Origin of the sequence: Sulfidibacter corallicola, from assembly GCF_017498545.1 — a bacterium.
Classification (GTDB): domain Bacteria; phylum Acidobacteriota; class Holophagae; order Acanthopleuribacterales; family Acanthopleuribacteraceae; genus Sulfidibacter; species Sulfidibacter corallicola.
Window position 1 is genome coordinate 11039538 of sequence record NZ_CP071793.1, and the last position, 26416, is coordinate 11065953.

Genomic DNA, 26416 nt, shown 5'->3' on the forward strand with positions numbered 1-26416 from the left:
CGCCCCTCGCGGGAAGTCACGGCCGAATCGCGTTTCGCGGTTCCTGAATGGTGCCGGGGATCAATTGCCGATCGGGCTGCCTGGCGGGACCTTGACCGGCTCGGTGGGTGCCAGCGGTGCATCCTCGTCCAGGGCCGACTCGATGAGGGCCGCGATCCATTCGTTGTGTATCTCGTAGGCCTCTGCGCGGGCCTCGTTGGCCTCCTCAGAAGTTTCCTCCGAGGAGAGTTCCGACTCGTGAGATGTGAGCTGGGCCCGAATCCGCGCGCGTACTTCGTCTCGCAGGGACCCGTCCTGAAGGGTGGCCAACAGGGCCCGCACGATCTGGGCATGGGTCTGCCGGTGAACCGCACCTTCGTGGCCCTCGCGGTCCTGCGCACCCACGACCGCCAGTACCGCCTCACACACCGCGTCCACACCCGGCTGCTCGGCATCGAGGGAGGCCTGGACCATCATGCGATTCAGGCGCGCGGGGTGCAACAGTGCATCGAGCGTGAGCTGCACCGAGGTTTCCGCCAGGGCCAGTGGATCGAAGAGCAGGCCCGTACGGCGCTGGAACAGTTCGCGGTGTGGGTAGAACCCATCCGGGCGCGGCGGAATCAGGTGGCGCAGGTGTTCCGGCAAGGTGAGGAACTCCGGCTCGAGCGTGGCCGTCAGCAACGCGATCGCACGCTTCTGACGCTCCGGGCTCACCGGCTTCATCGCCTCCACGGCGCCGGGATCTCCATCCATCGCGTATTCGAAGTAGGCACCACCGACACTTTTCACACAGGCTTGAACCTGATAGCGGTGGTGCAGGTAGACCGGCACCAGCAGTTCCTCGAGCTCCGAAATCGGTCGACCGGCCGGAAGGTTGCGCGCGCTGAAGTGCTTCAGCAGGTGCGCGCGCAGCTCGGTCAGGCGCGCCATTTCGTCCAGAGGATCGGCACCATTGTCCCAAAGGTTGGCGAGCGGGTGCATGTTCTTCAATTCGCGGGCATTCTGGTCGGTGATGTAGAGCAGGCCCTTCTCCTTGGATTCGGCCAGCACCGCTTCGAGGCCCTTGGCCTCGTCTTTCCATTCGGCATACAGGTATTTGACGGCCTGCTTGTCCCAGGATCCGATGCCCACGCCGTAGACCCGGGAAAAATCGAGGCGACCGTCGCGCAACTCGACCAGGGGCGCCGGGTAGTCCATCACCGAGGCGCGATCGAACCCGCTGGCGGCGAAATTGTGGGCGATGCCCAGCGTATGGCCGACCTCGTGGGCCGCCAGTTGACGGATGCGCGCAAGCGCCAGTTCGGTGGGGTCCCAGGCGCCGCGGGTGCCATCCTCCTGGCGGGGAAGCATGCCCTCGAAAAGCAAGCGATCCTGGCGGACGCGCAGCGAACCCAAGGTAACGAAACCCTTGATGATCTCGCCCGTTCGCGGATCGGGAATCATGGAGCCGTAGCTCCAGCCGCGGGTGGAGCGGTGCACCCACTGGATCACGTTATAGCGCACGTCCATCGGATCCACATCGGCGGGCAACACCTCGACCCGAAAACCGTCGATGATGCCGGCCGCCTCGAAGGCGTCTTTCCACCAGGAGGCCCCTTCGATCAAGGCCTCGCGGATGCGTGGCGGCGCCCCGGGATCCACGTAGTAAACCAACGGCTTCACCAACTCCGAGCGCGGCGCGTCGGGATTTTTGCGCACCAGGCGATGGCGCAGAACCCAATTCTGGGCCAGCGCCTGATCCAACGGCGCCGCATAATCTTCCAATTCGAAGGGAATCGCGCCGGATCGCGGATGAAAGGGCCGCGACCGATAGCCCTCTTCGGGCAACTCGACCATCGAAAAGTGTTGGCGCAGACTGATCAGGTTGGGATCGGGCGCCACCCGACGAACCTGATCGCCCTCGGCCTTACCGCGAAAGGTCAGGGAGACTTCGATTTCGGTGTTCTTGGGGAACGCTTTGGTGCGCGGCAAGTACACGTAGGACAGGTTGGGCTCGAGACGATAATTTCCCTGATTTTTCTGCTCGAGGCGACGCGCGATGCCCACCCGATCGCTCACGAGGAAGCTGTTTAGGGAAAACCACATGCGTCCGTCGCGTTGCGCAGCGATGTCCCCGCCCCAAAGGGTGCTGGTGGCGAAACTCTCCGCCACGGAGCGCCGTTCCAGGGAATTGTCGCTAAAAGCCCGGTACCGCATATTGCGTTGAATCAAGAAGATGCGCCCACCCACGCGCTTGAAGTGAACCAGGCGGGTCGTCTCCACCTGACCGCGGTCGAGTCCGACATCGTTGGAGCCCAGGCCGCTGGCCAGGCCGAAAACCATGATGAAGTCCCGCTCGAGGTCTTTTTCCTCCAAAGCGAGAAAAAGTTCACCGGAGTCGTTGTCCCAGTGAAGATCGAAAAAACCGGGGAGATGCCGCTTCGCGGACAGTGAAGCGAGAAAAGCGTCCTGGGCGGCGGACGCCTTGGGAGAAGCCTGAGTCGGCTGGAACAAGAGCAGCGAGAAGAGGATAGCGAGCACGTACGAGCCTCCATTCAGGAAATGGGTGAATCCTAACCCGGGCGGACCGGAAATGAGCAGAAAATTGCGGACGAGGCAATCTTCTCGATGGGGGCGAGGCAAGCGCGGCCGGTAGACGCGGGGCGGGGGCGATCCTGGCGGGACGGTCGAGGAGCGCCAAGGGGGAGCGTACCGGCTGCCCAGCCACCTAACACTCAACTAATATATCAGCAATGATCCAAAATTGCCCGACTTACCGGTCAACCCGAGCCCAACCAGCATGCTCGTTCGGGGAGCCCCTCTCATTTCGATTCCGACCGGGCACTTATTTTCAAAACCCCGTGCCCACTCCCCTTCGGATCCATACCCACACCCGTTTCCAAGGTTCGCACCGCGCCATCGACAACCTCGCATTCGCGCAATGTTTGTGACGATTGTCGCTGTTCCTTCCCGCGTAAGCATGGGGGCTCAAGTCAAACTTGAACCAAGCCGAAAGAATCAACATACAACGTATTCAGGTTTTATGTGTTTTTATCGATCGCCGGCTCATCCATTTCCACGCACCGGCGCATGTCGATCGATCCACGAGGCCCACAGCCTCCACCCCTCGTCCCCAACTCTCATGTCCAAGATGGTGCACGGCAATTCACGACAGGCTCGACCCTCCGGTCCGCGGATGACGCGCGACGGGCCCGACCCCTCCGAACCGGGCTGCATGGATCATGTGTACCAAAGATCCCTACTGAATGAGCCATGAAGAAAAAAATCGCGATCGATCAGCTCCGCCCCGGCATGTACGTCCACTCTCTCAACCGCAGTTGGATTCGCTTGCCGTTCTTCTCCAACCCCATTCGCAATGTGGAAACGGTCACCAAACTCCGCGCCTATGAAGTGACCGAAGTGGTGATCGACACGTCCCGTGGGCTGGACGTGCCGCCGGAGACGCCGATGGGCATGGGGGAAACCGCCGAAGACGTCCTGCAGCAGGTGCACGAGTCGGCCAAGGTCCACGCCGAGGCGGGAGCCGAAACGAGCGCCCTGTTCCGCGACGTTCAGGATCACCTCGACTTCGACGACGCCCGCACGGATCGCCAGGTCCAGAACCTCACCGACCAGGTGTTCAGGGATCCCCATTCGATGCTGTGCCTGAGCGTGCTGCGCAACGCGGATACCTACACCTACGAGCACAGCGTCAATGTCTGCATTCTGGCCCTCTTTCTGGGGAGATCGCTGAACCTGTCCCAAGAGGAGCTGTTCCTGCTGGGCAAGGGCGCGCTGCTTCACGACATCGGCAAGTGCATGATTCCCCAGGAGTTGCTGCAAAAGACCGGAACCCTGACGGACGAAGAGACGCGCATCATGCAAAACCACGTGGAATTGGGAGTGGACTATCTGCGCCGCGCCGGCTCGTTACCGGAGCCCGGCCTGTCCTTCATCAGCCACCATCACGAACGATTGGACGGCAGCGGCTATCCCCGCGGCCTGAAAAGCGACGCCATTTCGAGGTTCGGCAAACTGGCCGCGGTGCTGGACATCTACGACGCCATGCTCCACCGCAATCACTACAAGGAACCGATCGACCCCCACACGGTCCTGCTGACCATGCGCGCCATGGTGGACACGCAGCTCGACCCCGATGCCTACCGAGCCCTGTGCCAGTGCCTGGGACCCTATCCGCCCGGAACCCTGCTGATGCTCAACAGCGGAGAGATGGCGATCGCCTTCGAACCCAACGGAGATTCGCCCGAACGACCACGCAGCCTGCTGATCACCACGCCCGACGGCACCATTCGCGGCCAGCCGATCCCCTGCGACCTGACGCAATCCGGAACCGACAAACACGGCTATGCCCGCTCGATCGTCACCGCGATCAACAATTCGGACATCCTCTTCAATCCGCTGGACATCATCGCCAAGGAATACTCGATGCTACCCCACGGGGTGCCGCTGACATCTCAAAGTCCTCGATGAGGCGACGGAACGGGAGGCCCACCTTGCCGTTCGCTTTCAATCCATCCGCGCTCAAAGAAAAGATCACCGATGGCTCCTTTCGGGCGAACCTTCTCTGGGCGGTCCTGTTCGCGGTCTCGATCCTATATCTGGGGAGGACCGGGATGGATCTTCGCCGAGAATTCTCGGCAAGGGAAAACCACCATCGATTCCGCCAGGATTTGGCCGAAGCCGGCCGCCAACTCCTGACCGGCCTGCACACCTACCGCGCCCAGGGCGAGCGCGATCCGGTGGACGTGAATCGACCCTTCGCCCATTGGTTGGCGGTCTTGAGAAGGGCCAAGCACCCCGAACTGCGGACGATGGCGGAGGAACGCGCCGCGGGGGGGCCACCCTGGCAGACGCTCAGTCCCTCCGCCGCGCCCAAGCTGGATCCCGACCTGCGCGATATGCTCATTCTTCAGGTCGCCGACGCGATGCGAATCGCCACGCGTGATCTCCCGGCCGAAGTGCCCGGCTCCGACGCGGCCCTCGAGATGCGATTGCGACGGTTGATCCGAGCGACCTTCCTGATGGGGTTCGTCTGCCTCGGTTGGTTCCTGTCGGCCTGGTTCCATCCCTTCCTGAAACTGCGGCGCCTGGTCCACCGGCTTTCGGCCGGAGGCGGCTACGGCTCCGCCGGTTCCTGGGACTTTTCGTCGCTGACCCGACAATTGGATCGCCTGGTTCACGATCGCTCACAGGGCTCGGAACGCACGCGCGAGGAGGACATCGCCCGCAGCATCAACGACGGCCTGGCGATCATTTCTCCGGAAGGCCGCATTCGCACCGTGAACAACGCCTTCTGCCGCATGCTGGGCTACGAGGAGCAAGAGCTCCTGGGCCGCGCATTCGATTCGATCTACGTGCAGCACCAAACGATCAAGGTCCAGGGCTTTTTCAAACGCCGCGACGACTCCCAGGTGGAGGAACTGTTCCAGACCAAGGCCGGCGACATCATTCCGGTCCGTTTCACGACCCAATTCCTCTTCGACGGCGACCACCGGGTTCAGGGCGTGCTTTGCCTGACCCGCGACATTTCCCGCGAAAAGGAATACGAAGAGGAATTGCAACGCCATACCGAGTGGTTGCGCGGCGTCCTTTGCAGTATCGACGAAGCGGTCATCACCACGGCCGTCAACGGGGGAATCTCGTTCATCAACCCTCACGCCGAACGCCTCACGGGGTTCAAGTTGAGCGAGGCACTGGACAAGCCAGTGGACACGGTGTTCCGGCTCAAAGGCGAAAAACAAGGCGATCCGGTGGCCTTTCTGGAGAACCTGGTGGCCTTCAAACCCTTGGAATGCGTGCTGATCGATCGCAAGGGCCGCGAACGGATCATCGACGAATCGGTGGCCCACATCCGCGCCGCGGAAGGTACCTCGTACGGCATGATCATCATTTTCCGCGACGTCACCGAGCATCGCATCGCCGCGCAGGAGCTGCTCGCCGCCAAGGAGGCGGCCGAGGACGCTTCGGCCGCCAAGAGCATTTTTCTCGCGCGCATGAGCGACGAGATCCGCACGCCCATCCAAACGATCATCGAAATGAACCAAATGCTGCTGGGCGCCCATCTCAACCGGGAACAGCACAAGCTCGCGGAAATCGTGCGGCGCTCGGCGGAGTCGCTGCAGGCGGTCATCAACGACGTGTTGGATTTCTCGACCATGGAGGCGGGACGACTGGAGCTGAACCCGGGTCCGCTGGAAATCCGCACCCTGGTCGAGGAAATCGGGGACATGATGGCGCCCACGGCCCGCGCGAAAAACCTGACCTTCCTGCACGTGATCGAGCCCAAGGCGCCGTCCCAGGTGATGGGCGATTTGCAGCGCATTCGCCAGGTCCTGGTGAATCTGGTGGAAAACGCCCTGAAATTCACCGAACGGGGCCAGGTGGTCGTGTATCTGGATCGGCTGACCCGCAACGATCCGGAGGTCCAGGTTCTGGCACGGGAAGCCGAAATGCGCCGCGAATCCGAGCCGTCACCCATCGGCCCCCGCGGCGCGGGTACCGCCTATTTGCGTTTCCGCGTTCGCGATACCGGCGCGGGCATCAAGACCGACGACCTGGATCGCTATTTCCAGGCCTTCACGGATACGCTCACCCCGACGCCCCGCGGAGGAACCGGGCTCGGCCTGGCGATCTGCAAGCGGTTGACAGAAGCGATGGGCGGCAGGTTGGAGGTCGAAAGCGAACTGGGCGAAGGCGCCACCTTTTCGGTGTTGCTGCCCCTCCCGGTGGTCTCGGAAATCTATCCGCCCGAACCCCTACCCTGGCCGAAAACCACGGGTTCGCGCCTGCTGATTCTGACCAACCGCGACATTTCCCGCGAGTTCTTCGGGAAATACCTGACCTACTGGGATTGCCACTGGGAAGCCATCGACGACGCTGACAAGGTCGTTTCCTGCCTCGAGGAGGCCTCGGTCAAGGGCGCACCCTATGCCGCGGCCGTGCTCGACATGGACGGCCAGCCCGTTTCGTCCCTGGAATTGTTGCGCTCCATTCGCACCTCTCCGGATGCGGCGGCCACGCCCCTGCTGATGACCACCACCCGGCCGATTCGGCCGCACACCGCCAAGGCGCTCGTCTCCGGGGTCGTCGCCTACCTCAACAAACCGCTCAAGGCCGACCACCTGCGCGCGGGCCTGGAACTGGCCGCGCTGCAATGGCGCGACGTCGATCGCCTCGCGACGCGCCACCCCCTGCCGGCCAAGCCCCGCATCCTGGTGGCCGATCCCAGCCCCACCAACCAAAAACTGATCGGCGCCCTCATCGCCGCCGCCGATGTGGCGTGCCATACGGTGAGCGACGGCTACGACGCGCTGGCCGAAATCGAACACGGTTCCTTCGATTTGGTGCTCATCGACTGCCACATGCCGGTGGTGAACGGCCTCGAAACCACGCGCAAGATCCGCGAGCGCGAAGGCCCGCTGCAGCACACGCCCATCGTGGGCACCACCTTCTCCGGACGTCCCCGCATCCGCGACGAATGTTACGCGGCCGGCATGGATGCCGTGCTGGAGAAACCGATCTCGGCACACCAACTACACAATCTGTTCGAGCAATTCCTGCCCCAAGGCGAGGCCCTGCGCAAGCTGGCCGAATACGAGCGAAAACCCTACGGTGGACCGGAGGAGCTGCTGCACATCGGCTCGGTCTGCGGCAAGAACCGGGCACTCGAGCAGGAGCTGGTGGAAATCGCCATGGTCGAGGTCCAGGATCACCTGACTTCGCTGGAACAAGCCCTGGAGAGCGGCACCGGGACCCAACTGCGCACGGAGGCGGACCACCTGGAGGACATCGTCGCCAATCTCAACGCCCAGAAGTTCCGCGACGCGGTCCATCTCCTGGCTCGTGCGATCCGAGAAAACGACAGGGAACACTGGCCTTACCGGATGGATCAAGTGAAGAAGGAATTCGTGCTGCTGCGCACCTACCTGTTCGACTACCTGAGCCGCCGCACCACCGAACCGGCCGATGACAGTTTCCCCGGCGACACCGTGTTCCGCGTGCTGATCGTGGACGACGAGAAGATGAACCGGGTCATGGTCCAGCACTACCTGAGCGGCCCCGAGTTCGCGGTCGACCAGGCGGCCGACGGCCAGGAGGCGCTGGACCTCATCCTGGCCGCGCTGAACGCCTCCGAACAGGCGCCCTATGACCTGATCCTGCTCGACGTGCTCATGCCCAACATGTCGGGTTTCGAAGTCTGCAACCACATTCGCCGCCACTACCCGCCCCACGAATTGCCGGTCCTGATGTTGACCGCCAAAGGCCAGCTCGCCGACATCATCAAGGGTTTCGAGGCCGGCGCCAACGACTACCTGGTCAAGCCGGTCAAAAAAGAGCTGCTGCTCTCACGGATCCGCCTGCAACTGAACTTGCTGAAAGCCAACCGCCGCCTCGAGGAATACAACCAATCGCTCGAGGATCAAGTGGCCGATCGCACCGCCAAACTGCGCCTGCGCAATGCGGAGCTGGAGACGCTGGACCGCATCGTGATCGCAATCAATCGCGAATTCCACCTGAGCAACCTGCTGCCGGCCCTGCTACACCAGGGCATGGAATTGTTCCCCAGTGCCGATCAGGCCCTGTTCCTGATTTGGGACGCGGCCGAGGAACAGTTCCGGGTCGCGGCCACCGCGGCCATTCCCTTCGAACGGGTGGCGGAGATTCGCCTTACGCGCGAAAGCCTGGGCCAGTCGTTTTTCGAGGGTTGCGAACAGGTGGAGAAGGGCATTTTCATCAACAGCCACGTGGAGCGCTTCGCCACCTTCGGCAACGCCCGCAAGCAGCCGCGTTCGGTGCTGGCCATGGCACTGGAGTTGGAAGGTCACCTGGAGGGCCTGCTGGTGCTGGACAACCTTCATGAAAAGCAGGCCTTCAGTCAATCGGACGTGCAGAAGCTGGCGCGCTTCCAACACCACGCCGTCACGGCCCTCGCCAAGACCCACTACCACCTGGAACTCGAAAAGAAGACGCGCGAAATCCTGGCCAATCAAAAGCAACTGATGACGCAGGAGAAGATGGCGTCGCTGGGCACCATGACGGCGGGCGTCGCCCACGAATTGCGCAATCCGCTGAATTTCATCAACAACCTGGCGGAGGTTTTGGAGGAGGACACCAAGGCGTTGTCAGAGAGTTTCCGGGCGTTGACCGGCGAACAGACCCATTCGGAGGTGACCGAGACGATCGAGAACTTGAACCGCAATGCCGCGATCATCGCCCGCAACGGCCGCCGCGCCGAGCGCATCATCGACAGCATGATGCTGCTGTCGCGCAGTGGCTCGGGAAAGCGGCGCGAAGTCAACATCAACGCCTTGCTCGAAGAGTACAGCTTTCTGGCCAGCCAGGGCATTCGCGGTCGAGACCTCGAATTCAATCCCAGCATCGTGACCCGCTTCGACCCGGATGTCACGCGCATCAACGCCACGCCGGAAAGCCTCAGCCGGGCCTTTCTCAACCTGATGAACAACGCCTTGTATGCCCTGCGCCAGAAGCGTCGTCGCCTCGGCGAGCGGTTCACACCCGAATTGCGCCTGGTGACCCGGCCGTCCGAGGAGGGCGTGGAGGTGTGGATCGAAGACAACGGCGACGGCATTCCCGAATCGGTGGTCAACCGCATTTTCACCCCGTTCTTCACCACCAAACCGCCGGGCGAGGGGGCCGGTCTGGGTTTGGCCCTGTGCTACGACATCATCGTCAGCGAGCACGGCGGCGACATTCGCATCGATACCGAGCCGGGCAGCTACACGCGGTTTCGGGTGAAACTGCCACGCGATCCGCAAGCCGCGGTGGTAGATCGACCGGAGGAGAAACCAACCTCGTCCATGTCGAATTGAACCCTTCGCAATTCCGCTCCCCCCCTCACGACTCGCAGCGAGTCCCCCGATCAGTCCGTTTCGCCGGACCGCGACGCCAGCACGGCCTCGACGCGCGCCTCCCATTGGGCGATGCGCCCCGACCGGAAATACTCGATATAGTCCAGCGCGAGCAAGTGGCGAAACAGCCCCGCCCGTTTCGCCATCGACACACCCTTCAGGCGGGTCTGCCGAAAACGGGCGAACCATTCCAAGGCCTCACCGTAGGATTCGTCGATCAGGTTCCCGATCAAGTCGCGGATATGGCCCGAAAAGGCCGGCCCCTTCCCGCAGGTAGATACGGCGATTTCCAGATCGCCACGGCGCAATACCGCCGGTGCGAAGAAGTCCGCCGCGTCCACGTCGTCCACGGCCATGCTGAGGACCCCCTTGCCGCGCGCCAAATGGTACAGCTTGCGATTGAGCACGCGATCGTCCGTCGCGAAAATGGCCAAGTACATGCCGTCCAGGTCCTCGGGCTCGACGGTTCCACGAATGATCCGCACCCCCTTTGGCATGGACCCGACCTCCGGTGCCACGACCGACAGATCCGCACCGGCTTCCATCAACCGCTCGGCCTTCTGGCGGGCGATCTTGCCGCCGCCGACAATCAGGCAACGCTTTCCGGCGACGTGCAAATTAACGGTCAGCAAGGGCATGGGCCACCTCCTTCGGGGCGAAACGGTTCAAGGTTACGAGTTCTTCGTCGGTCAGGTAACAGCCGGGATCTTCGGCCCAGGGGTCGCCGCACTGGGCAAAGGCCCGCGTCCGCGTATTGCCGTTGCAGATGGCCAGGGCGGGACAGGATCCGCAACGCCCTTTCAGGGGCCGCCGTTTCGCGCGCAGGCCGATCATCAGGGGATCCCGGGTCTGGGCCCAGATGTGGCTGAACGGGCGCGTTTTGACATTGCCGAGACCGTGGTCCCACCACATGGTGTCGGGATGAACCTCGCCGCGATTGTCGATATTGGCGACCCCCTCACCCGTAGCGTTTCCGCCCCATCGTTCCAAAACGGCACGCATTTCGTCGAACCGCTCGGGCATCTCGCGTGCGACCCAGCGCAGAAAGTAGACCCCATCGGCGTCGTTGTTGCCGGTCACGATGTGGGGCCCGGATCCGCGCAGGGCGAAGTCGGCCGCGGCCTCGAACAGAATTTCCATCGTGCGCCGGGCGCGAACGTGAGCCAGGTCCTTACCGCGGTGGATCCTGCCGCGTCCCGCGTAATTGAGGTGCGAGACATAGAACTTGGCGGCACCCTCCCGCTCGGCCAGTGCCAGGACTTCCGAAAGCTGATGCTCGTTTTCCTGGGCGAGTGTCATGCGAATGCCGGTGGACAGGCCGGCACCGATGCACCGCCGGATGCCGGCAAGAGAGGCGTCAAAGCTGCCGGGCTCGCCGCGGAACCGGTCGTGCACATCCCCGATCCCGTCGAGGCTGATCCCCACGTAGGCGAAACCCAATGCGCGGATGCGCGCGACCGCGGCGTCATCGATCAGGCAGCCGTTGCTGGAAAGCGTGAGCCGCAGACCGCGATCCGAAGCGTAAGCGGCGATGTCGAAAAAGTCGGGCCGCATCAGCGGTTCCCCGCCGGAAAGGATCACCATGGGCGGGTTCAAGGTCGCGAGATCGTCCACGACCTCGAACGCCTGTGCGGTGGTCAACTCCCCCGGGAAACGACCGTTCGCCGCAAAAGCGTAACAGTGGGTGCAACGCAGGTTGCAGGTTCGGGTCAGGTTCCAGATCACCACCGGCGCGCGGGGCGCTCGACCGCTCGGCGGCCGCCGGCTGCGCGATGGCGCGAACAACAAGGACATATAGGTGGATAGGCGAAACATGGGCGCTGACTCCTCGGTGTCCTCAGGTCGTGGCCGAAGCCCCGGGCCCCGCCCGCAGGGAGTCGGGCGGTGTGGCCAGCTTCAGGCCGGTTTTTTTCAAGAGGCGGGTGCTGAACAGCACGCGGTGTTGGCGAACCGGGTCGCCGAGCAGTTCGCGGATTTGCGCCACTTGCGCTTCCACGTCCTCCGCGCGGCGACCGTGCACCATGGCGAACAGGTTGTAGGGCCATACGGGTGGATGCCGTGGCCGGCGGTAACAGTGACTCACGAACGGCAAGGCCCCGACGGCCGCACCCAACCGGTCCACTTCCGAATCGGGCACATCCCAAACGGACATCCCGTTGAACCGGTACCCCAACGCGTAGTGATTGGGAATGATGCCGATCCGACGGATGGCGCCGCGGTCCAGGAGTTCCCGAAGCCGGGCCATGACCTCCTCGGCGGTCATCTCCAGGGTTGCGGCCAGGTGCGCATAGGGCTCGGGCACGAGCGGCAACCCGTCCTGCGTCGCCCGGATCAGGGCCCGGTCGCGTGCGTCCGGCCGCCAACCGAATCGATTCGTTTCACTTTGTGGGTACTTCATGCCAAGCTCCTCGTGCCAACGGGTCAGGCTTCCAATTTGAGTTCCAGGAAATAGCTCCGTTCCTTCGGGAAAGGGTAGATCGGCAGGCCCGTCGTCGCTTCCAGCCGTGCCAACACCCCTTCCAGGTCCTCGGCCCGCTCGGTAAGCACGACGAACCACATGTTCAGGTCGAAATCGCGAAGGTAGTTGTGAGCGACCTCGGGCGTCTCGTTCAGGAGTCGGGCGATCTCGGCGATGCGCAGCTCGGGAACGGCCATCGCGGCCAGGGTGACGCCACCGCCCATCGCTTCGGCGTTGTACAGCGGGCCGAAACGCGAGGCGATCCCCCACTCTTCCAGCCGGCCAATGCGCTCGATCAGCTCCTGTTCGCCAATGCCGAGCGTCTTGGCCGCCCGCGCGAAGGGTCGCGCGCAAATCGGAAACCCACCCTGCAGGCCATTGATGATGCGGCGATCGATGTCGTCCAGGGAAAACGTCTCTCGGACCCGTTTGCCAGTCACGCCTCACCTCCGGCGCATGATGCCAGGCGGTTCCGCCCAGTGGTGATCTCTTCGGGGTTTTGGGGGATCGGCTCGGATGTTTCCACGTGGCGCATCACGGGGCCACACTGCTTGAAGCGCCGCCGCGAAAAGAGAACGCGGTGGTTTTGGGCCAGGGATCCGGCGGCCTCGACGAGCCGGTCCACCTGATCCAGGACCCGGGCCCGGTCGACGCCGTGAATCATGCAGTAGAGGTTGAAGGGCCATCGTTCCGGGATCGGTCGCCGGCGGTAGCACAGGGTCACGAACGGGAACCCGGTCAGCACGGCGGCCAGCCGATCCAACCGATCCGGGTCGACCTGCCACACGACCATCGCGTTGGCCGACCATCCCAGTTCGTGATGGCGCACCACCACCCCGAAACGCTTGAGGGTGCCGTCCCGCAACCAGCTCTGAATGCGGGTCAACACGGCTTCTTCGGAAAGCCCGAGCGGGCGTCCCAATGCGGCGTAGGGCCTTGGTTCCAAAGGCAACCCACGACACAGCGCATCGAGAAGCCGCCGATCGAGCGGGGTGAGTTCCGTCATAAGGCAAACCCCGTATCCAGGTGATAACTCTTCTCCATGGGAAACGAGAAGATCGGTCGCTCGATGGCTCGTTCCATCTGCGCCAAGGTTTCCTCCAGGGCATCGTTCGAGGCGGCGTGCACCACGAACCACAAATTGAGCGCATCCTCGCGTTCGTAGTTGTGGTTGACCCCTGGAAATTCGGAAATGCGAGCTGCGATTCTCGCCAGTTCGTCGTCCTCCGCGGCGGTGGCCGCCAGTGTGGAAGCGCCTGTCCGACCTGGCCGAACGACCGCACCGATTCGAGAGAGTGCCCCCTGCCGCTTCAGCTCGCGATAGTGCGCCAGAACCGCGTCCTCGGTGAGACCCATCTCCTCCGCGATGACCGCGAAGGGGCATGGACTGAGCGGGAACCCACGCTGGAAGCGATCCAACAGTTCTTTTTGCAATGGATCGATCATCTCATTTCCCCAATTGGCCGGCGCGGTGGGTGAAGAAGATCCCGCTCGGCTTGGTGACGGGCAGTTCCCCCACTTTGGTCATGGCATAGGCGTCGTAGATTTCCACCTTGTTCGCATCGCGCACCGAGATCCAAATGCGTTCACCCTTGGGCGTGAATTCCATATGCATCACCCCTGGCCCGGGTTCCAGTCGCTTGACCACGCGGCGGCTCTGGGTGTCGATGACCTGCACCACGCCATTGTCCGGATAGGCGAAGTTGACCCAAAGGCGACGGCCGTCCGGGGCCGCCACGACGAAGACCGGCCGGCCGTGGACATCGACGCGGTCGAAGACCTTGAACCCCGTACCGTCGAGGCAGAGCACGCGGTTGCGCCCCACCGCGGGAAGGTAGGAATGGGCGTTGGTCATGGCCCAGCCCTCCAGGTGCGGCATTTTGTAGACCGGCAGCTTCTCGTCGCCTCTGCCCTGCTCGTCGACGACGCGCCGAACGCCCGATTCCAGATCCCACAGATCGATCAAGGCCATGCCGTCTTCGCCGAAAAGCCCCGCCACATAGTGACGGCCATCGGGCGTGATCATGGCGTCGTAGGGTTTGGCACCGATCTCGGTGAATTTGTGGATGGTCAGGTCGCCCGGCCCGCGAAATCGGGCGACCCAGATTTCGTCGCTGTCGAACAGCGACCACACGAACCGATGGTCGGGTGCTTCCACCAGGCCGACAGTTTTCGAGCCGCCGGTCGCGGGAACGTCGGCGACCAGGTCCAGCGTGTCGCTGTCGAAGATGCGCACGCCGCCGGGTTCGTAGTTGGAGACGGCGACCCATTTCCCGTCCTGACTGATGGCGCCACCGATGCTGTTGCCTCCCTGGATCACGCGTCGCACGATGCGGCGCCCCAACAAGTCGATCTTGGTCAGGCCGCCGTCGCGACCGAACACGTAGGCGTAGCGCTGGTCGCGCGAGAACACGATCGACGCGTGCGACAGGTCGCCCAGCCCCGTCACCTCACCCAGGATGCTGTTGGTGGTGGTTTCCACGATCACGACGGTTCCCGAGGCGCGCTCGATGATGCAGCCCAGGTCCCCCGTGCCACGGAGGCCCAACGGGGCGACGGTGGCTTCGGCTTCGCGAAATTCGGGCTCGGGCAAACCGGCGATGAGGCGTTCGGCCAGGAATTCGGCCTCCGCGACGCTGAGTTCATCGCGCCAGGCGGGCATGGCGGTGTGGGCCACACCATTGCGCATGATGGCCACCAAAGAGGCCTTGCCGTAGCGCGCCATGCGGTCGGGCAGCAGCGCGGGGCCCAATCCGCCCTTCATCGTGAGCCCGTGACAGGACCCGCAATCCTGACGCAGCAACTCGGTAAGTTCCCTGGGGCTTCGCGTGGGCTTCGCTTTTTTCTTCTGTCCTTTCGAAGGCGCGTGTTTTGTGGCCACGGTCGTGGTTGCCGCGGGACCACCGGCGCCCCCACCGGCAAGCGCCCCGACCATCGTGAACAGGCCCATGGCACACACCAGAAAAGTGCCGACTCTAGCCAAGGTGGGCATGACTTGCCTCCTGCAGGGGTTTGGCGACCATGTGGGGGGCCAGGCGTTCCGCGACGCGAACCACCGCGCCCACGACCAGTAGGGTCGGCGAACGGAAGCTCAGTTCCGCCAATTCGTTCTTCACCCTTTCGAGGGTACTGAAGTGGACCCGTTGCTCCGGCGTGGATCCATTTTCCACCGCGGCGACCGGCGTGCGGACGGACATTCCGTGTCGGGTCAGGTTCGTCCGTATTTCGTCGAGGTTGGCCAATCCCATGTAAAAAACCAGGGTCGTCCCTTCCGAAACCAGGCTCGGCCAATCCAGGTTCAGCGGTTTCCCCGCCCGACAATGGCCGGTGACGAAGCGAACGCTGGTGGCGTAACCTCGGTGGGTCAGCGGAAGGCCGACGGAGGCGCCGCAACCCGCGGCGGCGGTGATGCCGGGAACCACGACCACCTCGATCCCGGCAGCGACCAACTCGAGCGCCTCTTCGCCGCCACGGCCGAAGATGAAGGGATCGCCGCCCTTGAGCCGAACCACGGTGCCGTGGGTCTGGGCCAACTCCACCAGGATGTCGTTGATCTGGGCTTGGGGCGTGTGATGGCGGCCGGGGTATTTCCCCACGAATACGCGGGGAGTTCGCGAGGGGATCAGGTTCATGATCGAGGCATGAACCAACCGATCGTACACGACCACGTCCGCTTCGCCCAGCAGGCGGTAGGCCTTCAACGTGAGAAGTTCGGGATCTCCTGGCCCCGCCCCTACCAGAAACACTTTTCCAAGGGCTTTGCTATTCATGGTTTGCTCCTGTTCTCCGTCGATGGGGAAACCCGAGGCTCCAGGTCGGGGAGTCAGTGGCTCGTCCCTTCTTCGAAACGGGTTTTGTTGAACACGTTGTACTTGCCCGACGGCTTCTTCATGGGCAATCGCTTCACTTCCCGCAGCGTTTCCGCGTCGTAGACGATGACGGCGCCGTCCAGGTCCCAAACGCTCAGCAGGGCATACTTGCCGTCCTTGGTGAATTCCACGTGGGCCGCGGTTTTGCCGGGCTCGGGTTGCAGGGTCTTGGCGATGGTCAGGGTTTGCTTGTCGATCACGTGAACCTTGTCCCGGTGGGGTCCGAAAAAGACGTCGACCCAGGCGTAGCGACTTGCCCGGTGGCTGCGCATGAAGAATCCGGGGCCCAGCGTTTCCAGCTCTGCGGTGGTCTTCCACGTGTCCATGTCGATGAAACTGACCTTGCCGGTCTTCAGGTTCGGCGTGGCCAGAATGCGGCGTCCCTTCCAGTCCCACTTGATGCCCGAGCCCAGGTGGGGCATGCCCGCCAGATCCAGTGAAGCGACCACGGCACCTCGATCGAGGTCGACCACTTGCCCGCCCGGCGCTTCGGCGGCCTCGGGATCGGGCCGGGTGGCGCCCATCAGGTGGCGGTACTTTTGGTCGAAGAAAAAGTCGTCGAGGCAGTGCTCGACCGCGATGCGACGCACATCGACGCGGGCGATGTCGTCACCGCGGTACGGGATTTCCCAGACCTCCGGGATGTCCTTGAGGGCGACGATGAAGCTGTCCCGAGGCGGCGCGGTGTACACGGCACTGACGCGGCTGCTCCGTCCGTCGAAACCGGTAGCCGGCACCACCCGCAGGGGTCGCAGGTCTTCGCCCGAGAGGATCACCACGTTGTGGGGCAGGTAGTTACCCACGGCGACGAAGCGACCGTCCGGCGAGACTGCGGCGTTGCGGGTGTTGATGCCCGCACGGACCTCGGCCACCATTTTCAGGTTGTAGATGTCGTACTTGGAGATCCATCCGTCCCGCGACGCAAAGAAGACAAAGCGGCCATCGCGGGTGTATTTGGGACCCCCGTGCAGCGCGAAACGGGTGGGAAAGCGGTGGATGGGCGTGAAGGTGTCGCCATCCAGCAGGGTTGCGTGGTGGTCGCCGGTTTCCACCACGATGAAGAGATTCATCAGATCCGCGTCGAAGACCGGTTTGGCGGGAAGCGGCGCCGGTTGGTGCACGATGCGGCTGCGTGCGATTTCCCGCTCACCCCATTTGGGCACGCCAAACAGCGGGCGGTACATGTACCCGACCAGCGATTCGATTTGGTCGGCGTCGAGCACCGCTTCGAAGGCGGGCATCTGCGTCGCCGGGCGCCCCTTGGTGACGACCGCGATCGCGTGGTCGCGTTTGAGCCGGCGCAGGCTTTGGGGAATCAGTGCCGGGCCGGTGCCGCCCAGCCGGTCCGTACCGTGGCAGGAAGCGCAATGGTGAGCATACAGTGCCGCGGGTTTCGGTGCGTTTGCCGGGAGCGTGGCGAAGAGCGTCGTGGCGCCGGCGACGAAGGAATAAACCATCCAGAGAGCGACGATTGAACGAAACATAATCGACCTCATCAAATGTCGCGTGATGGGCCAACTTTAAAGAAGAACGGGCGGGCCCCTGGATGATCGAGGTCATAGTCGCCGGCAGTTCGTTCGGTAACTGTCGAACGGCAAATTCGCCGATGCGGGCTCTGCCACATTTCCTCGAAGGTGATATTTCCGCAGATCCCGCATTTTTGGAGAGAGGTGGTGCCTGTAGGTTGGCCGGCTCGGCCGACGCTTCGAAGCAACGTATTTAACAGAAGAGAGTTACACCAAAGAGCGAAGCGACCCCTTCCCCCGGACAGGCCTAAACCGAGTTTCCGACGCTCTCGCTCTTTTCGCCGCGGCGCATTGTAATTGCTCCGACTGGTTGAGCAGGCTGGCCTGGGCGGCCCCCCTCACTTACAGGTCTTACGTCACTTGCGTACACACGAGTACTTCAAGCCTATTTCCTTCGATGGGCTTCGCCTTCTGGGTGCCAGGCCTCGATCTTGATCGATACATCGAAGGGCGTAACTCGGGCGTCCCCCTCTCAGCATGCGGGAGCTCCCGGCTCGAGTCACTTCGATGTGTCGGCCGAGCCGGCCAACCTACAGCGGTGACGCCCCTCTCAACATGCGGGAACTCTCGAGGGAATTGCTTCGATCGGTGGAGCAAGCTGGCCTGGGCGGCCCCCTCATCTACAGGTACGGTGCCCCTCTCGGCATACGGAAGCTATCGGCTTGACGAATCTCTCGGAAATGCGGGAACTCCCAAGCGATCGATCAGCATCGATGGCGAACCCGTTCCCACTCGATGCCGAGCGGCAACGGGCTCTCCTTCGGCGAATCAGGTCAACCGCTCGCGCATCGCGTAGATCGCGTTCAGGTTGGCCGCACCGAGGCGGCGGCACCGTTCGGGTGACCAGCCCTCCAACTCGTTGGGCGTTTCGACGGTGTCCTTGAACGGCATCTCGAGCGTCATCGCCAGACACCCAAAGGTCTCCGCCACGTAATCCGTGGCCTTGGCCAGGTTGGCGCTGCCCGGTGCATCGGGTTCGTAACCGTGTTCGGTTTGAAAATCGGGGCTGGCCAGTACCAGCGCGGCCTCGTAGGCGTCCTGCAACGCTTGGCGTTCCTCACTCCAGGAGGCGATGCCTTCCGCGCCCGCGATGAAATTGTAGGGCAAGGCCTCGTCGCCGTGTACATCCAAGAAGAAGTCGACACCGACTTCGTGCATCTTCTGGCGAACCAGGAACACTTCCGGACTGCGCTCCATGGTGGGCTTCAACCATTCGCGGTTCAGGTTCGCGCCCGCCGCGTTCGTGCGCAGGTGGCCGCGCCGGCTTCCGTCCGGGTTCATGTTGGGCACCACGTAGAAGACGGCCCGTTTGAGCAGCTCGCGGCTGACCGGTTCGTCCTCGTCCAGCAGTTTGTCGAGGAACCCTTCCATCCACCACTCGGCCATGGTTTCGCCCGGATGCTGCCTGCCGATGATCCAGCACTTCAGCTTGTCACCTTCCGGCTCCCCAATGCGGAGCAGATCCAGGTCTTGGCCGTCGAGGGTCTGCCCGAGCCGCATGACGTCCACGCTCGGCGCCGCCAGCGTATCCGCGATCAGGTCCATGTGCCGTTCCACGCTGTAGGGCGCGAAATAGGCGAAGTACAAACTGTTGGCCAACGGCTTGTGCCGCAGCGTGAGCTCCTTGCCGTCGAATTCGGTTTCGATGCGAAACCAGCTTTCCCGATCGTAGGAAGCCACTGCCCGGTAATCCTTGAAGCCTCCGGGATAGGCCGCGCCACCGGCATTCTGAATGCGCATCACGCACTCCCGATCCTTGGCGCCGGTCAGGCGAAAAAAGAACCACTGATAGAAATCGGATTGGTTGTCCTTGACGATCTCGAGGCGAATGTCGCTCGGATCCTCGGCGGCGAGACAGCGAATGTTGCCGCCATCAAATTGACTGCTGATATGCATCTTGGTCGTCCCTTCATGAAAACATTCGACCAGGCATTCTACCAAGGATTCTCGAACCGTAAACGCAAGGACCCGCGGATCGTCCAGGGAAGATCGAAGCCACGCAGGAACGACGCGACCCCGACCTCATCACGGTTTCCTTTCGGAGGCGCAGACCACCCGTTACGCAACCCCGGTCCACGGCCTGTAAGGGATATCACGGAGGAGGTATCGGGCTCGGCCCGTTGCCTGCGGCATGGGAACCGCCGACACCCGATACCTGACATCATGCCCATCCAGTCGAATCGCTCGCTCTGGAACAATCGATCCATACCTGGATGGGCACCATCTAGAAGTTCGGGTAAATGTCGATCGTTTGCCCGCCGCTCCCTTGGTGGTTGCCTCCCGTTTCCCAGGTAGCGTCGTTGATCAGCGATTTGAATTCGAACCCCTGGCCGGCCGGAATGGCGTCGGTCTGCCAGACCCAGACGTTGCCGGTGGTCCAGGTGGCAGCCTGCCCGGATTGCCAACTCAGCGGCGCCACATTGCCGCGCACGCTGATCGAATTTCCCCAACCGGTATCGTAATGGACGCGAATCGTGGTCGTGGCATCGCCACCGTCGCCGCCATCACCACCATCGCCGCCGTCGCCACCGCCGGCGACCCACACGGCGTAGTTGGTTCCGGAACTGGCCAGGCTCCAATCACCGGAGGGGCTCCAGTCGCCCCAGCCGACCTTGACGGCCACGGAACCGTCGACGATCGCCGCATATTTACTGCCGTCCGCGGCCCGCACGCTGACGGAACTGGTGGCATGAATCCCCTGGCTTTTGCGAATCGCGATCAGCTCGCGGATTTTATCCGAAACGTCGGGGAAGCCACCCCAGGGGTACGCGTGGGTCCAAAAGACACAGGGCACACCCGGGTGGGTGAGGATGTAGGCGTAACCCGCTTCCAGGTGATGGCGCGGAAACGACTGGACGTAGGCGCCGCCGCGCTGCTCCTCCGTATCGTGGTTTTCGAGGAAGGTCACCGCTTTGGCCGGCTGCCGACCGATCAGTCCGGCCGATTGCAGGGCACCGTAATTATTGTTGTGGAAGGCATCGATCAGGATGAACCGCAGCGGAAAGTCGAACGCGGTGCTGTTGCCCGCCTGATTGACCCAGTTCTCGACCGCCCCGGCATCGCCGTCGAAAAACTCACCGATGGAGATCGCAGGTCCGGTGCGATTGTTGTAGAGCTGGACCGCCCAGGGTGCGAATCCCTTCACCAGATCGTAGCGCCAACCCTTGTAGCCCATACTCTTGAGCTGGTTCAGCCAACTCACGATATCGTCTTGGAGCTGCGGCAGGTGGTGGTCCAAATCACGCGCGGCGTCGTAGCGTTCGCCGGAATCGTGGTTCCCGCTCTTACAGCCGACGGGGCATCCGGGCCACTCGTCATCCGCGGTCACGTACCAGGTGGGCCAGGCAGGATTACAGAAATCGGCAAAATCGGTGCAGCCGACCCGGTGGTTGACGACGATATCCGCGATGGGGCCGATCCCCTTGCCGTTGAGGACATTCAGCAAATCCTGCAACTGGCCCGCGGAGCCGTACTGCGAGTTGAAATTCTGAAGTTCGCGCGGCAGGTACCCCTCGTTGGAAGCCGCGTCGGAGGAGGGCGGCAACCAGATGAGCGAATACCCGTCGGCCTTCATTTGATCGCTGAGATCGTCGAGGACAGTCCACCAATTGGCGGTGTGCGAGGTCCAATGGAATCCCTGCAACATGACGTCCGGTGAACCGGCCATGCAGGTTACGGCAAAGGTCAGGACAAGAACCAGGGCTTTACATTTGGTGAGCATTTTTCTCTCCTCGTAAATCTTACAAATCAGGAAAGAAACCCACACAGAGAGCAATAATTCAGGTCAAGACAATAAAACCACTTCCCTTTCAAGAGAAAGAGTTTGAAAAATGTAAAAAATAGGTAAATGAAAATGCCACCCGCTATTCCGCCAGAGATTGACACGTCTGTCAACGTATTTTCCCGATTTTGACGCACATTGCCAAAAAAGTCACAAAAGCCCGCGGCCGAGCCTCCGATCGACCGTCAAGACCGGGCCTTTCGTTCAATCGACCCACTCAGGGAGAAACGCAGACCGTTCGAGAGACGAGTTACTAAGGTTCGCCAAGCACTGGAAGAGGCGACCGTTCCGAAATCTAGACAGCCGACCAAACTGTGAAAAGAATCACGTATCTGGATACGTAAATTAACTTTTCTCCATATTTTTTCCTAGATCTAATAAATCTCCACGTTTTCTCCACAATCTTGCCGTAGATATTCTCGAAACAATGATGAGCGACCTGTCATTCGTGAACGCTTCGCGAGTGAATCACTTCGGTGTGTCAGGCTTCCCGGTATGGAACGAACATACTCAGACATACTGACACTTATCATCCTTTCCCCGAAAAACGGTGTACCACGGTTCGCATCCATCATTGATATCGACGTAGTGAACAGGGTGACCGATTCCTTCGGCACCAATACTCACTTTATTGAAATGCGGCGACTTGAACAGGGTTCTCGCGTTGGGTGTTTCCCCACACCAAGCCCGAAGTGTGTCGGTGTGTTTCACAACGAAAAAATCCACGGCCTCCGTGAAGACGCGTGACCTTCGATGGCACGGAGGCCCCATCATTTGGAGTAGAACATGGATATAAAAAAGCGTTTCAACGAACTCCTCGGCGAGTTCGGAACCATGGTCGGCATTCCCGAGTTGGCCTGCGATGAAGACGGCATCTGCACCATCGGCCTCGACGATACCTTCGTGCTGCACATCGGGGTTCGCGAGGGCGGCGCAGACGTGGCCGTTTCGAGTGCCTTGGGCTCGGTCGACCCGGAACGTCGCGCCGAGATGTTCACCGAACTGCTGGCCGAAAACCTGTTCCCCGACACCCTCGACATGGCCTTCGCCTGGGATCGGCAGCACGAACAGGTGGTGCTGACCGCCAAGGCGCCCCTCGCGGAGTTGGACGGCCAACTCTTCAGCCAGTTCCTCGAACGGTTCATGGACGTGGCCACCCATTGGGAGCCGAGACTTTCCGACGAACCCGAAGAACAGCCGGCCGCTCCGGAACCGCGTCCACTCGAGACGCCCGAGCAATCGGTCATGTTCCATCCGAAATTCATGGCCTGACCCGCAGGCCACCACTTCCATCAAAGGAGCGAAAAGATGACATTGAACGTCAATGCATTCAGAAAAGTCATGAACACCAATTCCGCCCGAATCGTCAACGAGAGCGGCAACCTGGCTTCCCGACCCGGCGGAACTTGGCAACAGTATGCCCTGAGTTGGTACAACAACAAGGGCGTCCAAAGCGAAATGAGGGCCCAGAACCGCGCGGTTCGTGCCGATTTCGTCGCGGCCCTCAAGAAGGACTACGGCACCAAATTGGCGAAACGCCTGATCGGCAGATATCACCTGAACGAGAACCGAAGCCAACCCCTGACCTCGGCGACCATCAAACAGGTCATCAAGGAAGCCGACAGGGCCTACGTGAGTCCCTTGAAAAAAGAGTTCCGCGGGATGTTGGGCACCGCCCCTCGTGACAAGGTGGCCTACCTGAAAGACAAGGGCTTCCAGCGACGCCTGGAAAACCAGATCAACAAAATGGTACAGCCTTTCGAGGGTCCGGGCCGGCAAAAGATCCTCAACGACCTGCGCGAGATGGTCAACGGTCTCCCGTTCTACATTCCGAAACACGTTCGCGAACACGCACACGACGCGATCGACCGGCACGATCGCCAGGTAGGCGCGCCCGGCTGGGGATACCTGGGGCCCAGCAAGACCGGGGCGAACGACGAACACGTCATGAACCGCGGCATCGCGGAAATCGTGATGATCGGGGACACGCCCTACACACCGGTCTACATGTCGGTTTACAGCGACGCCCTGACCGCCTCCAAACCCGGCTACAAAGATTTCGGTCAGGACGAGGACGGCAGGATCCTGATCCACACCGGCAACAAGAACCAGGACGAAAGTACCTTGTGGGTCAGCATGGGACGCCCCCAACGCCAGGTGAAATGGTTGGAGAACTACAGCCGGTCGGGCGATATCAAGGGAGACCAGAACCAGCCGTTGATCCGTTCCTTCCTCCTGCCGTTGAGCGTTGCCAACCAAATCTCGGCGGACGCCATCACGGAACACAATTCCAGTGGAACCGGCAAGGACATGAGCGTGGACAAACACTACGAAGCCAATCAGTATGGCATCGTCAACCCGCGATCGCTGGAGCTCATGCGCCAATACGCCCTGCCGGGATCGCTCAAGACCTACACCGACGGTTCCATCGAGAAACAACCGCAAAATTGGGGTGAAGTGGTGCCGGTTTCGGATCTGCGCATGAAGCTGGGCGTTCCCGATGCCAACATCCCGGGTATCGACATCTTCACCGAGGAAGTCCCCTCTTCCGACGCGCGCAAGCTCTACGCGATTTTGTCCAACGACACGAGCGTCTTGGAAAAGGGCGAGCGCCTGCCGGCGGGCAAGTACCTGACCAAGAAACGCAAGGACCTGCTGAACAAGTTCCTTCCCTCGGGTGCCACCGAAAAGGACCTCGAGAAGTTCCTGCAGCCTTGGGCCACCTCCGGAGGAAAAAACCCGCCGAACTCCCAACACCTGCGCAGCCAGGGCGTCGGGGAAAAGGCCATCACCAAGTTGGAGGCGAGCCTGCGCGAGGTGGGCTTCATCGAGAAGGCCAGCTATAAGGATCGCGCCGACGAGTTGCTGTCGATTTATGCGTTCCACACGGGCAACGAGGATTTTCTGCCCGAAGACGTGGACATGCCGAATCAAAAAACCCGTCAGGCGATCGTCGACAATTTCTGTTCGAAGCACCAACCCAAGGGCGTTTCCCGGGAGGACTTCATCAACGATTTCGTGGGTCCCTGGGCGACCCAGGCCCGGATTTCCCAGGAGATCAGCGACAACTTCGACGCGCTTCGCGAACACGAGATCGACGAACTTCCCACCGAAGCGCCGCTCATCGATTTTTCCAAGGACGACGACCTTCCGATCGTAGGCCGTGCATGGCCCCAGGAGCTGGCGCTGTCCACGGAGAATCAGATGATTCTCGAACAGCGCTTCCAAATACGGGAAGCGCTCTCGGAACTCACCGAAGCGATCGGCGAGGCTTTTGGCGACAAGGTCGGCGTCACGTCCGACGCGCGTCGCCTGTTGGGCCCCTTGAAGGATCGGGCTGGCCAGATCCTGAGCGACTACCACCTCAAAGTCGGAAAAATGAGTCACCTCAAGACGGTCATGCCCCTCTACCAAATGGAGTTGGCCGACTACCGCGATGCCCTCACGGCACTTTTGCCCAAATCCGATCCACCCGAATCCCTGGTCAAGGTCATCGCGACCCTGAACAAGGCGGTACAGCGATCCAAGGCCGACCTGAAGGATCAGCTCAACTTCGCGCTGAACGACATCGGTGAGAAGATCGAGGCTCGCCAGCAGTTCATGACCGGGACGGGCAGTACCAAACAATGGAACCAATTGGCCGTCGAGTTCGGCACCTCGGTCTCGAAGTTGGACGGCAAGGCTGCCCGCGAAACCTTCGACAAGATGATCCGCCTGTTTTCCACCGAAATGAACAGCGTGGTGGACGCGGGCCGCGAGGAAATGAAAAAGAACGGCAAGCTGAGCAAACCAACCCTGGACCGGATCGCCACGCTGCCCAAACGGGAACAGGAGTTCGTGAACCTCCAAATCGCCAAGGACACTTCGAAGACGTTCTCCAGCAGCTTCTACAGCTCGGGGATCAAGTTCAAAGGCAAGAGCTTGTCCCTGGACCGCACCAGCTCCGTTTCCCAAAAGGGCATCAGCAACACGGGCAACAGTTGTTACCTGGCTGCCGGCCTGAACATGTTGTCGGTGGTCGAGCCCTATCGCCAACTGTTCAACCCCGTGAACTACAACCAGGCCAACTACGTGGGTCGACCCACCGCGTGGGCGGCCGTGCAAACGATCGGCCCCAAGATCTGGAACGTCATGGAAGACGTGCGGGCCGGACGCGCGGTGGATCGTGCGACCATCAACGACCTCCTGGCCGATATGGATCACTACCACCTCTTGCCGGCCCCGTCCCTGGCGGCGCTGCGCAGCGGCCTGACGGCACGCAGCGCCCAGCAGGATCCCAACGAGGTCATCTTCCGAAAGCTGATTCCGCTGTTCGATCCCACCAACGCCATGTCCCTCAACCAGCAGATCGTCACCGATTTCAGTGGCAACCTTCACAACGCGCAGATCCGAGCCGACCTCGACGTCCACGACCACACCAGCCTGGTTCACGGTTCGATGACCCAGCATCAGATGGATCCGATCGTCGAGCTGCCGATCGTGAACCATCTTGGCGACATCGACACGCTGCAGGACGCCATTGACTCGTTCCAAAATACCGAGCAGATCGACGACGTGCGCGCGGTACACCAAGGCAACGTCATTCAAGGCCGGGCCGCCCGGACGATCACGGTTCAGGGCAATCCGCCGGCCGTGACCTTCACCCTTCGTCGTGGCGACGGCATCCGGAAGGACGAGCACGAGGTGGACGCGCCCAACCGGCTGAAGATCAACGGTCAGTGGTACAACCTGAAGGCGGTGGTGAACCACGAGGGGGCGACCCTGAGTTCGGGTCACTACACGGCCTTGACGGTCAACCCCAACAGCGGCAGTTGGGAACATCGGGACGACTCGTCGGTGTCCTCGATCCAGACACCGGACCACCTCAGCGCCGCCAACCAGTCCCAAAAGAACCATGGCTACATGTTCACCTATGTGCGCGAGTGATGCACAGG

General features: G+C 61.9%; 16 protein-coding genes. 4 read left to right on the forward strand and 12 right to left on the reverse strand.

Annotated elements, in window-relative coordinates; all coding sequences use genetic code 11:
* Nucleotides 1-60: 60 nt before the first annotated feature.
* On the reverse strand, nt 61-2499 hold the full coding sequence (locus tag J3U87_RS32660) for a zinc-dependent metalloprotease (protein WP_237380019.1): 2439 nt from the start codon (nt 2497-2499) through the stop codon (nt 61-63).
* A 732-nt stretch (nt 2500-3231) separates the two neighbouring features.
* Here J3U87_RS32660 and J3U87_RS32665 point away from each other — a divergent pair.
* Together J3U87_RS32665 and J3U87_RS35100 are read left to right on the forward strand one after the other, a co-directional pair.
* Complete coding sequence (locus J3U87_RS32665; RefSeq protein WP_237380021.1) at nt 3232-4449, forward strand: HD-GYP domain-containing protein; 1218 nt, start codon at nt 3232-3234, stop codon at nt 4447-4449.
* Nucleotides 4450-4592: 143 nt separating this feature from the next.
* Nucleotides 4593-9809, forward strand: a complete 5217-nt coding sequence (locus J3U87_RS35100; protein WP_272932441.1) for a response regulator — start codon at nt 4593-4595, stop codon at nt 9807-9809.
* Nucleotides 9810-9859: 50 nt separating this feature from the next.
* Here the strand turns inward: J3U87_RS35100 and J3U87_RS32685 are convergent, their stop codons facing one another.
* From J3U87_RS32685 to J3U87_RS32740, 11 genes are all read right to left on the reverse strand, one after another.
* Nucleotides 9860-10486, reverse strand: a complete 627-nt coding sequence (locus J3U87_RS32685; RefSeq protein WP_237380022.1) for a precorrin-2 dehydrogenase/sirohydrochlorin ferrochelatase family protein — start codon at nt 10484-10486, stop codon at nt 9860-9862.
* Nucleotides 10467-11663, reverse strand: coding sequence for a heme d1 biosynthesis radical SAM protein NirJ (gene nirJ / locus J3U87_RS32690; protein ID WP_237380024.1), 1197 nt, complete (start codon nt 11661-11663; stop codon nt 10467-10469). Before nirJ ends, J3U87_RS32685 begins: the two co-directional genes overlap by 20 nt.
* 22 nt (nt 11664-11685) lie before the next feature.
* Nucleotides 11686-12246, reverse strand: coding sequence for a siroheme decarboxylase subunit beta (gene ahbB, locus J3U87_RS32695; protein WP_237380026.1), 561 nt, complete (start codon nt 12244-12246; stop codon nt 11686-11688).
* 23 nt (nt 12247-12269) lie between these two features.
* Nucleotides 12270-12746: an Lrp/AsnC family transcriptional regulator gene (locus J3U87_RS32700; RefSeq protein ID WP_237380028.1), complete on the reverse strand. Its 477-nt coding sequence runs from the start codon at nt 12744-12746 to the stop codon at nt 12270-12272.
* Nucleotides 12743-13312, reverse strand: a complete 570-nt coding sequence (gene ahbB / locus J3U87_RS32705) for a siroheme decarboxylase subunit beta (RefSeq protein ID WP_237380030.1) — start codon at nt 13310-13312, stop codon at nt 12743-12745. The genes J3U87_RS32700 and ahbB (J3U87_RS32705) overlap by 4 nt, the downstream gene beginning before the upstream one ends.
* Nucleotides 13309-13752, reverse strand: a complete 444-nt coding sequence (locus J3U87_RS32710; RefSeq protein WP_237380032.1) for an Lrp/AsnC family transcriptional regulator — start codon at nt 13750-13752, stop codon at nt 13309-13311. The genes ahbB (J3U87_RS32705) and J3U87_RS32710 overlap by 4 nt, the downstream gene beginning before the upstream one ends.
* A 1-nt stretch (nt 13753) precedes the next feature.
* Nucleotides 13754-15298, reverse strand: a complete 1545-nt coding sequence (locus J3U87_RS32715; RefSeq protein WP_272932442.1) for a nitrite reductase — start codon at nt 15296-15298, stop codon at nt 13754-13756.
* Nucleotides 15282-16076 (reverse strand): uroporphyrinogen-III C-methyltransferase, encoded by a 795-nt coding sequence (gene cobA / locus J3U87_RS32725; RefSeq protein WP_237380034.1) that lies wholly within the window; start codon nt 16074-16076, stop codon nt 15282-15284. The genes J3U87_RS32715 and cobA overlap by 17 nt, the downstream gene beginning before the upstream one ends.
* A 53-nt stretch (nt 16077-16129) precedes the next feature.
* Nucleotides 16130-17671, reverse strand: coding sequence for a cytochrome D1 domain-containing protein (locus J3U87_RS32730; protein WP_420038237.1), 1542 nt, complete (start codon nt 17669-17671; stop codon nt 16130-16132).
* 798 nt (nt 17672-18469) lie between these two features.
* Nucleotides 18470-19597: a M14 family metallopeptidase gene (locus J3U87_RS32735; protein WP_237380038.1), complete on the reverse strand. Its 1128-nt coding sequence runs from the start codon at nt 19595-19597 to the stop codon at nt 18470-18472.
* Between the two features lie 328 nt (nt 19598-19925).
* Nucleotides 19926-21422, reverse strand: a complete 1497-nt coding sequence (locus tag J3U87_RS32740) for an alpha-amylase C-terminal beta-sheet domain-containing protein (RefSeq protein WP_237380040.1) — start codon at nt 21420-21422, stop codon at nt 19926-19928.
* A gap of 846 nt (nt 21423-22268) precedes the next feature.
* On the opposite strand from J3U87_RS32740, the gene J3U87_RS32745 reads away from it, so the two are divergent.
* Nucleotides 22269-22754 (forward strand): type III secretion system chaperone, encoded by a 486-nt coding sequence (locus tag J3U87_RS32745; protein WP_237380042.1) that lies wholly within the window; start codon nt 22269-22271, stop codon nt 22752-22754.
* Nucleotides 22755-22790: 36 nt separating this feature from the next.
* Complete coding sequence (locus J3U87_RS32750) at nt 22791-26408, forward strand: ubiquitin carboxyl-terminal hydrolase (protein ID WP_237380044.1); 3618 nt, start codon at nt 22791-22793, stop codon at nt 26406-26408.
* Nucleotides 26409-26416 lie beyond the last annotated feature (8 nt).

What these genes read in the sequence shown, in the direction of transcription:
- J3U87_RS32665 (WP_237380021.1), top strand. Translation starts at nt 3,232, where the DNA reads ATGAAGAAAAAAATCGCGATCGATCAGCTCCGCCCCGGCATGTACGTC.
- J3U87_RS35100 (WP_272932441.1), top strand. Translation starts at nt 4,593, where the DNA reads ATGGATCTTCGCCGAGAATTCTCGGCAAGGGAAAACCACCATCGATTC.
- J3U87_RS32685 (WP_237380022.1), bottom strand. Translation starts at nt 10,486, where the DNA reads ATGCCCTTGCTGACCGTTAATTTGCACGTCGCCGGAAAGCGTTGCCTG.
- nirJ (WP_237380024.1), bottom strand. Translation starts at nt 11,663, where the DNA reads ATGTTTCGCCTATCCACCTATATGTCCTTGTTGTTCGCGCCATCGCGC.
- ahbB (WP_237380026.1), bottom strand. Translation starts at nt 12,246, where the DNA reads ATGAAGTACCCACAAAGTGAAACGAATCGATTCGGTTGGCGGCCGGAC.
- ahbB (WP_237380030.1), bottom strand. Translation starts at nt 13,312, where the DNA reads ATGACGGAACTCACCCCGCTCGATCGGCGGCTTCTCGATGCGCTGTGT.
- J3U87_RS32710 (WP_237380032.1), bottom strand. Translation starts at nt 13,752, where the DNA reads ATGATCGATCCATTGCAAAAAGAACTGTTGGATCGCTTCCAGCGTGGG.
- J3U87_RS32715 (WP_272932442.1), bottom strand. Translation starts at nt 15,298, where the DNA reads ATGCCCACCTTGGCTAGAGTCGGCACTTTTCTGGTGTGTGCCATGGGC.
- cobA (WP_237380034.1), bottom strand. Translation starts at nt 16,076, where the DNA reads ATGAATAGCAAAGCCCTTGGAAAAGTGTTTCTGGTAGGGGCGGGGCCA.
- J3U87_RS32730 (WP_420038237.1), bottom strand. Translation starts at nt 17,671, where the DNA reads ATGAGGTCGATTATGTTTCGTTCAATCGTCGCTCTCTGGATGGTTTAT.
- J3U87_RS32735 (WP_237380038.1), bottom strand. Translation starts at nt 19,597, where the DNA reads ATGCATATCAGCAGTCAATTTGATGGCGGCAACATTCGCTGTCTCGCC.
- J3U87_RS32740 (WP_237380040.1), bottom strand. Translation starts at nt 21,422, where the DNA reads ATGCTCACCAAATGTAAAGCCCTGGTTCTTGTCCTGACCTTTGCCGTA.
- J3U87_RS32745 (WP_237380042.1), top strand. Translation starts at nt 22,269, where the DNA reads ATGGATATAAAAAAGCGTTTCAACGAACTCCTCGGCGAGTTCGGAACC.
- J3U87_RS32750 (WP_237380044.1), top strand. Translation starts at nt 22,791, where the DNA reads ATGACATTGAACGTCAATGCATTCAGAAAAGTCATGAACACCAATTCC.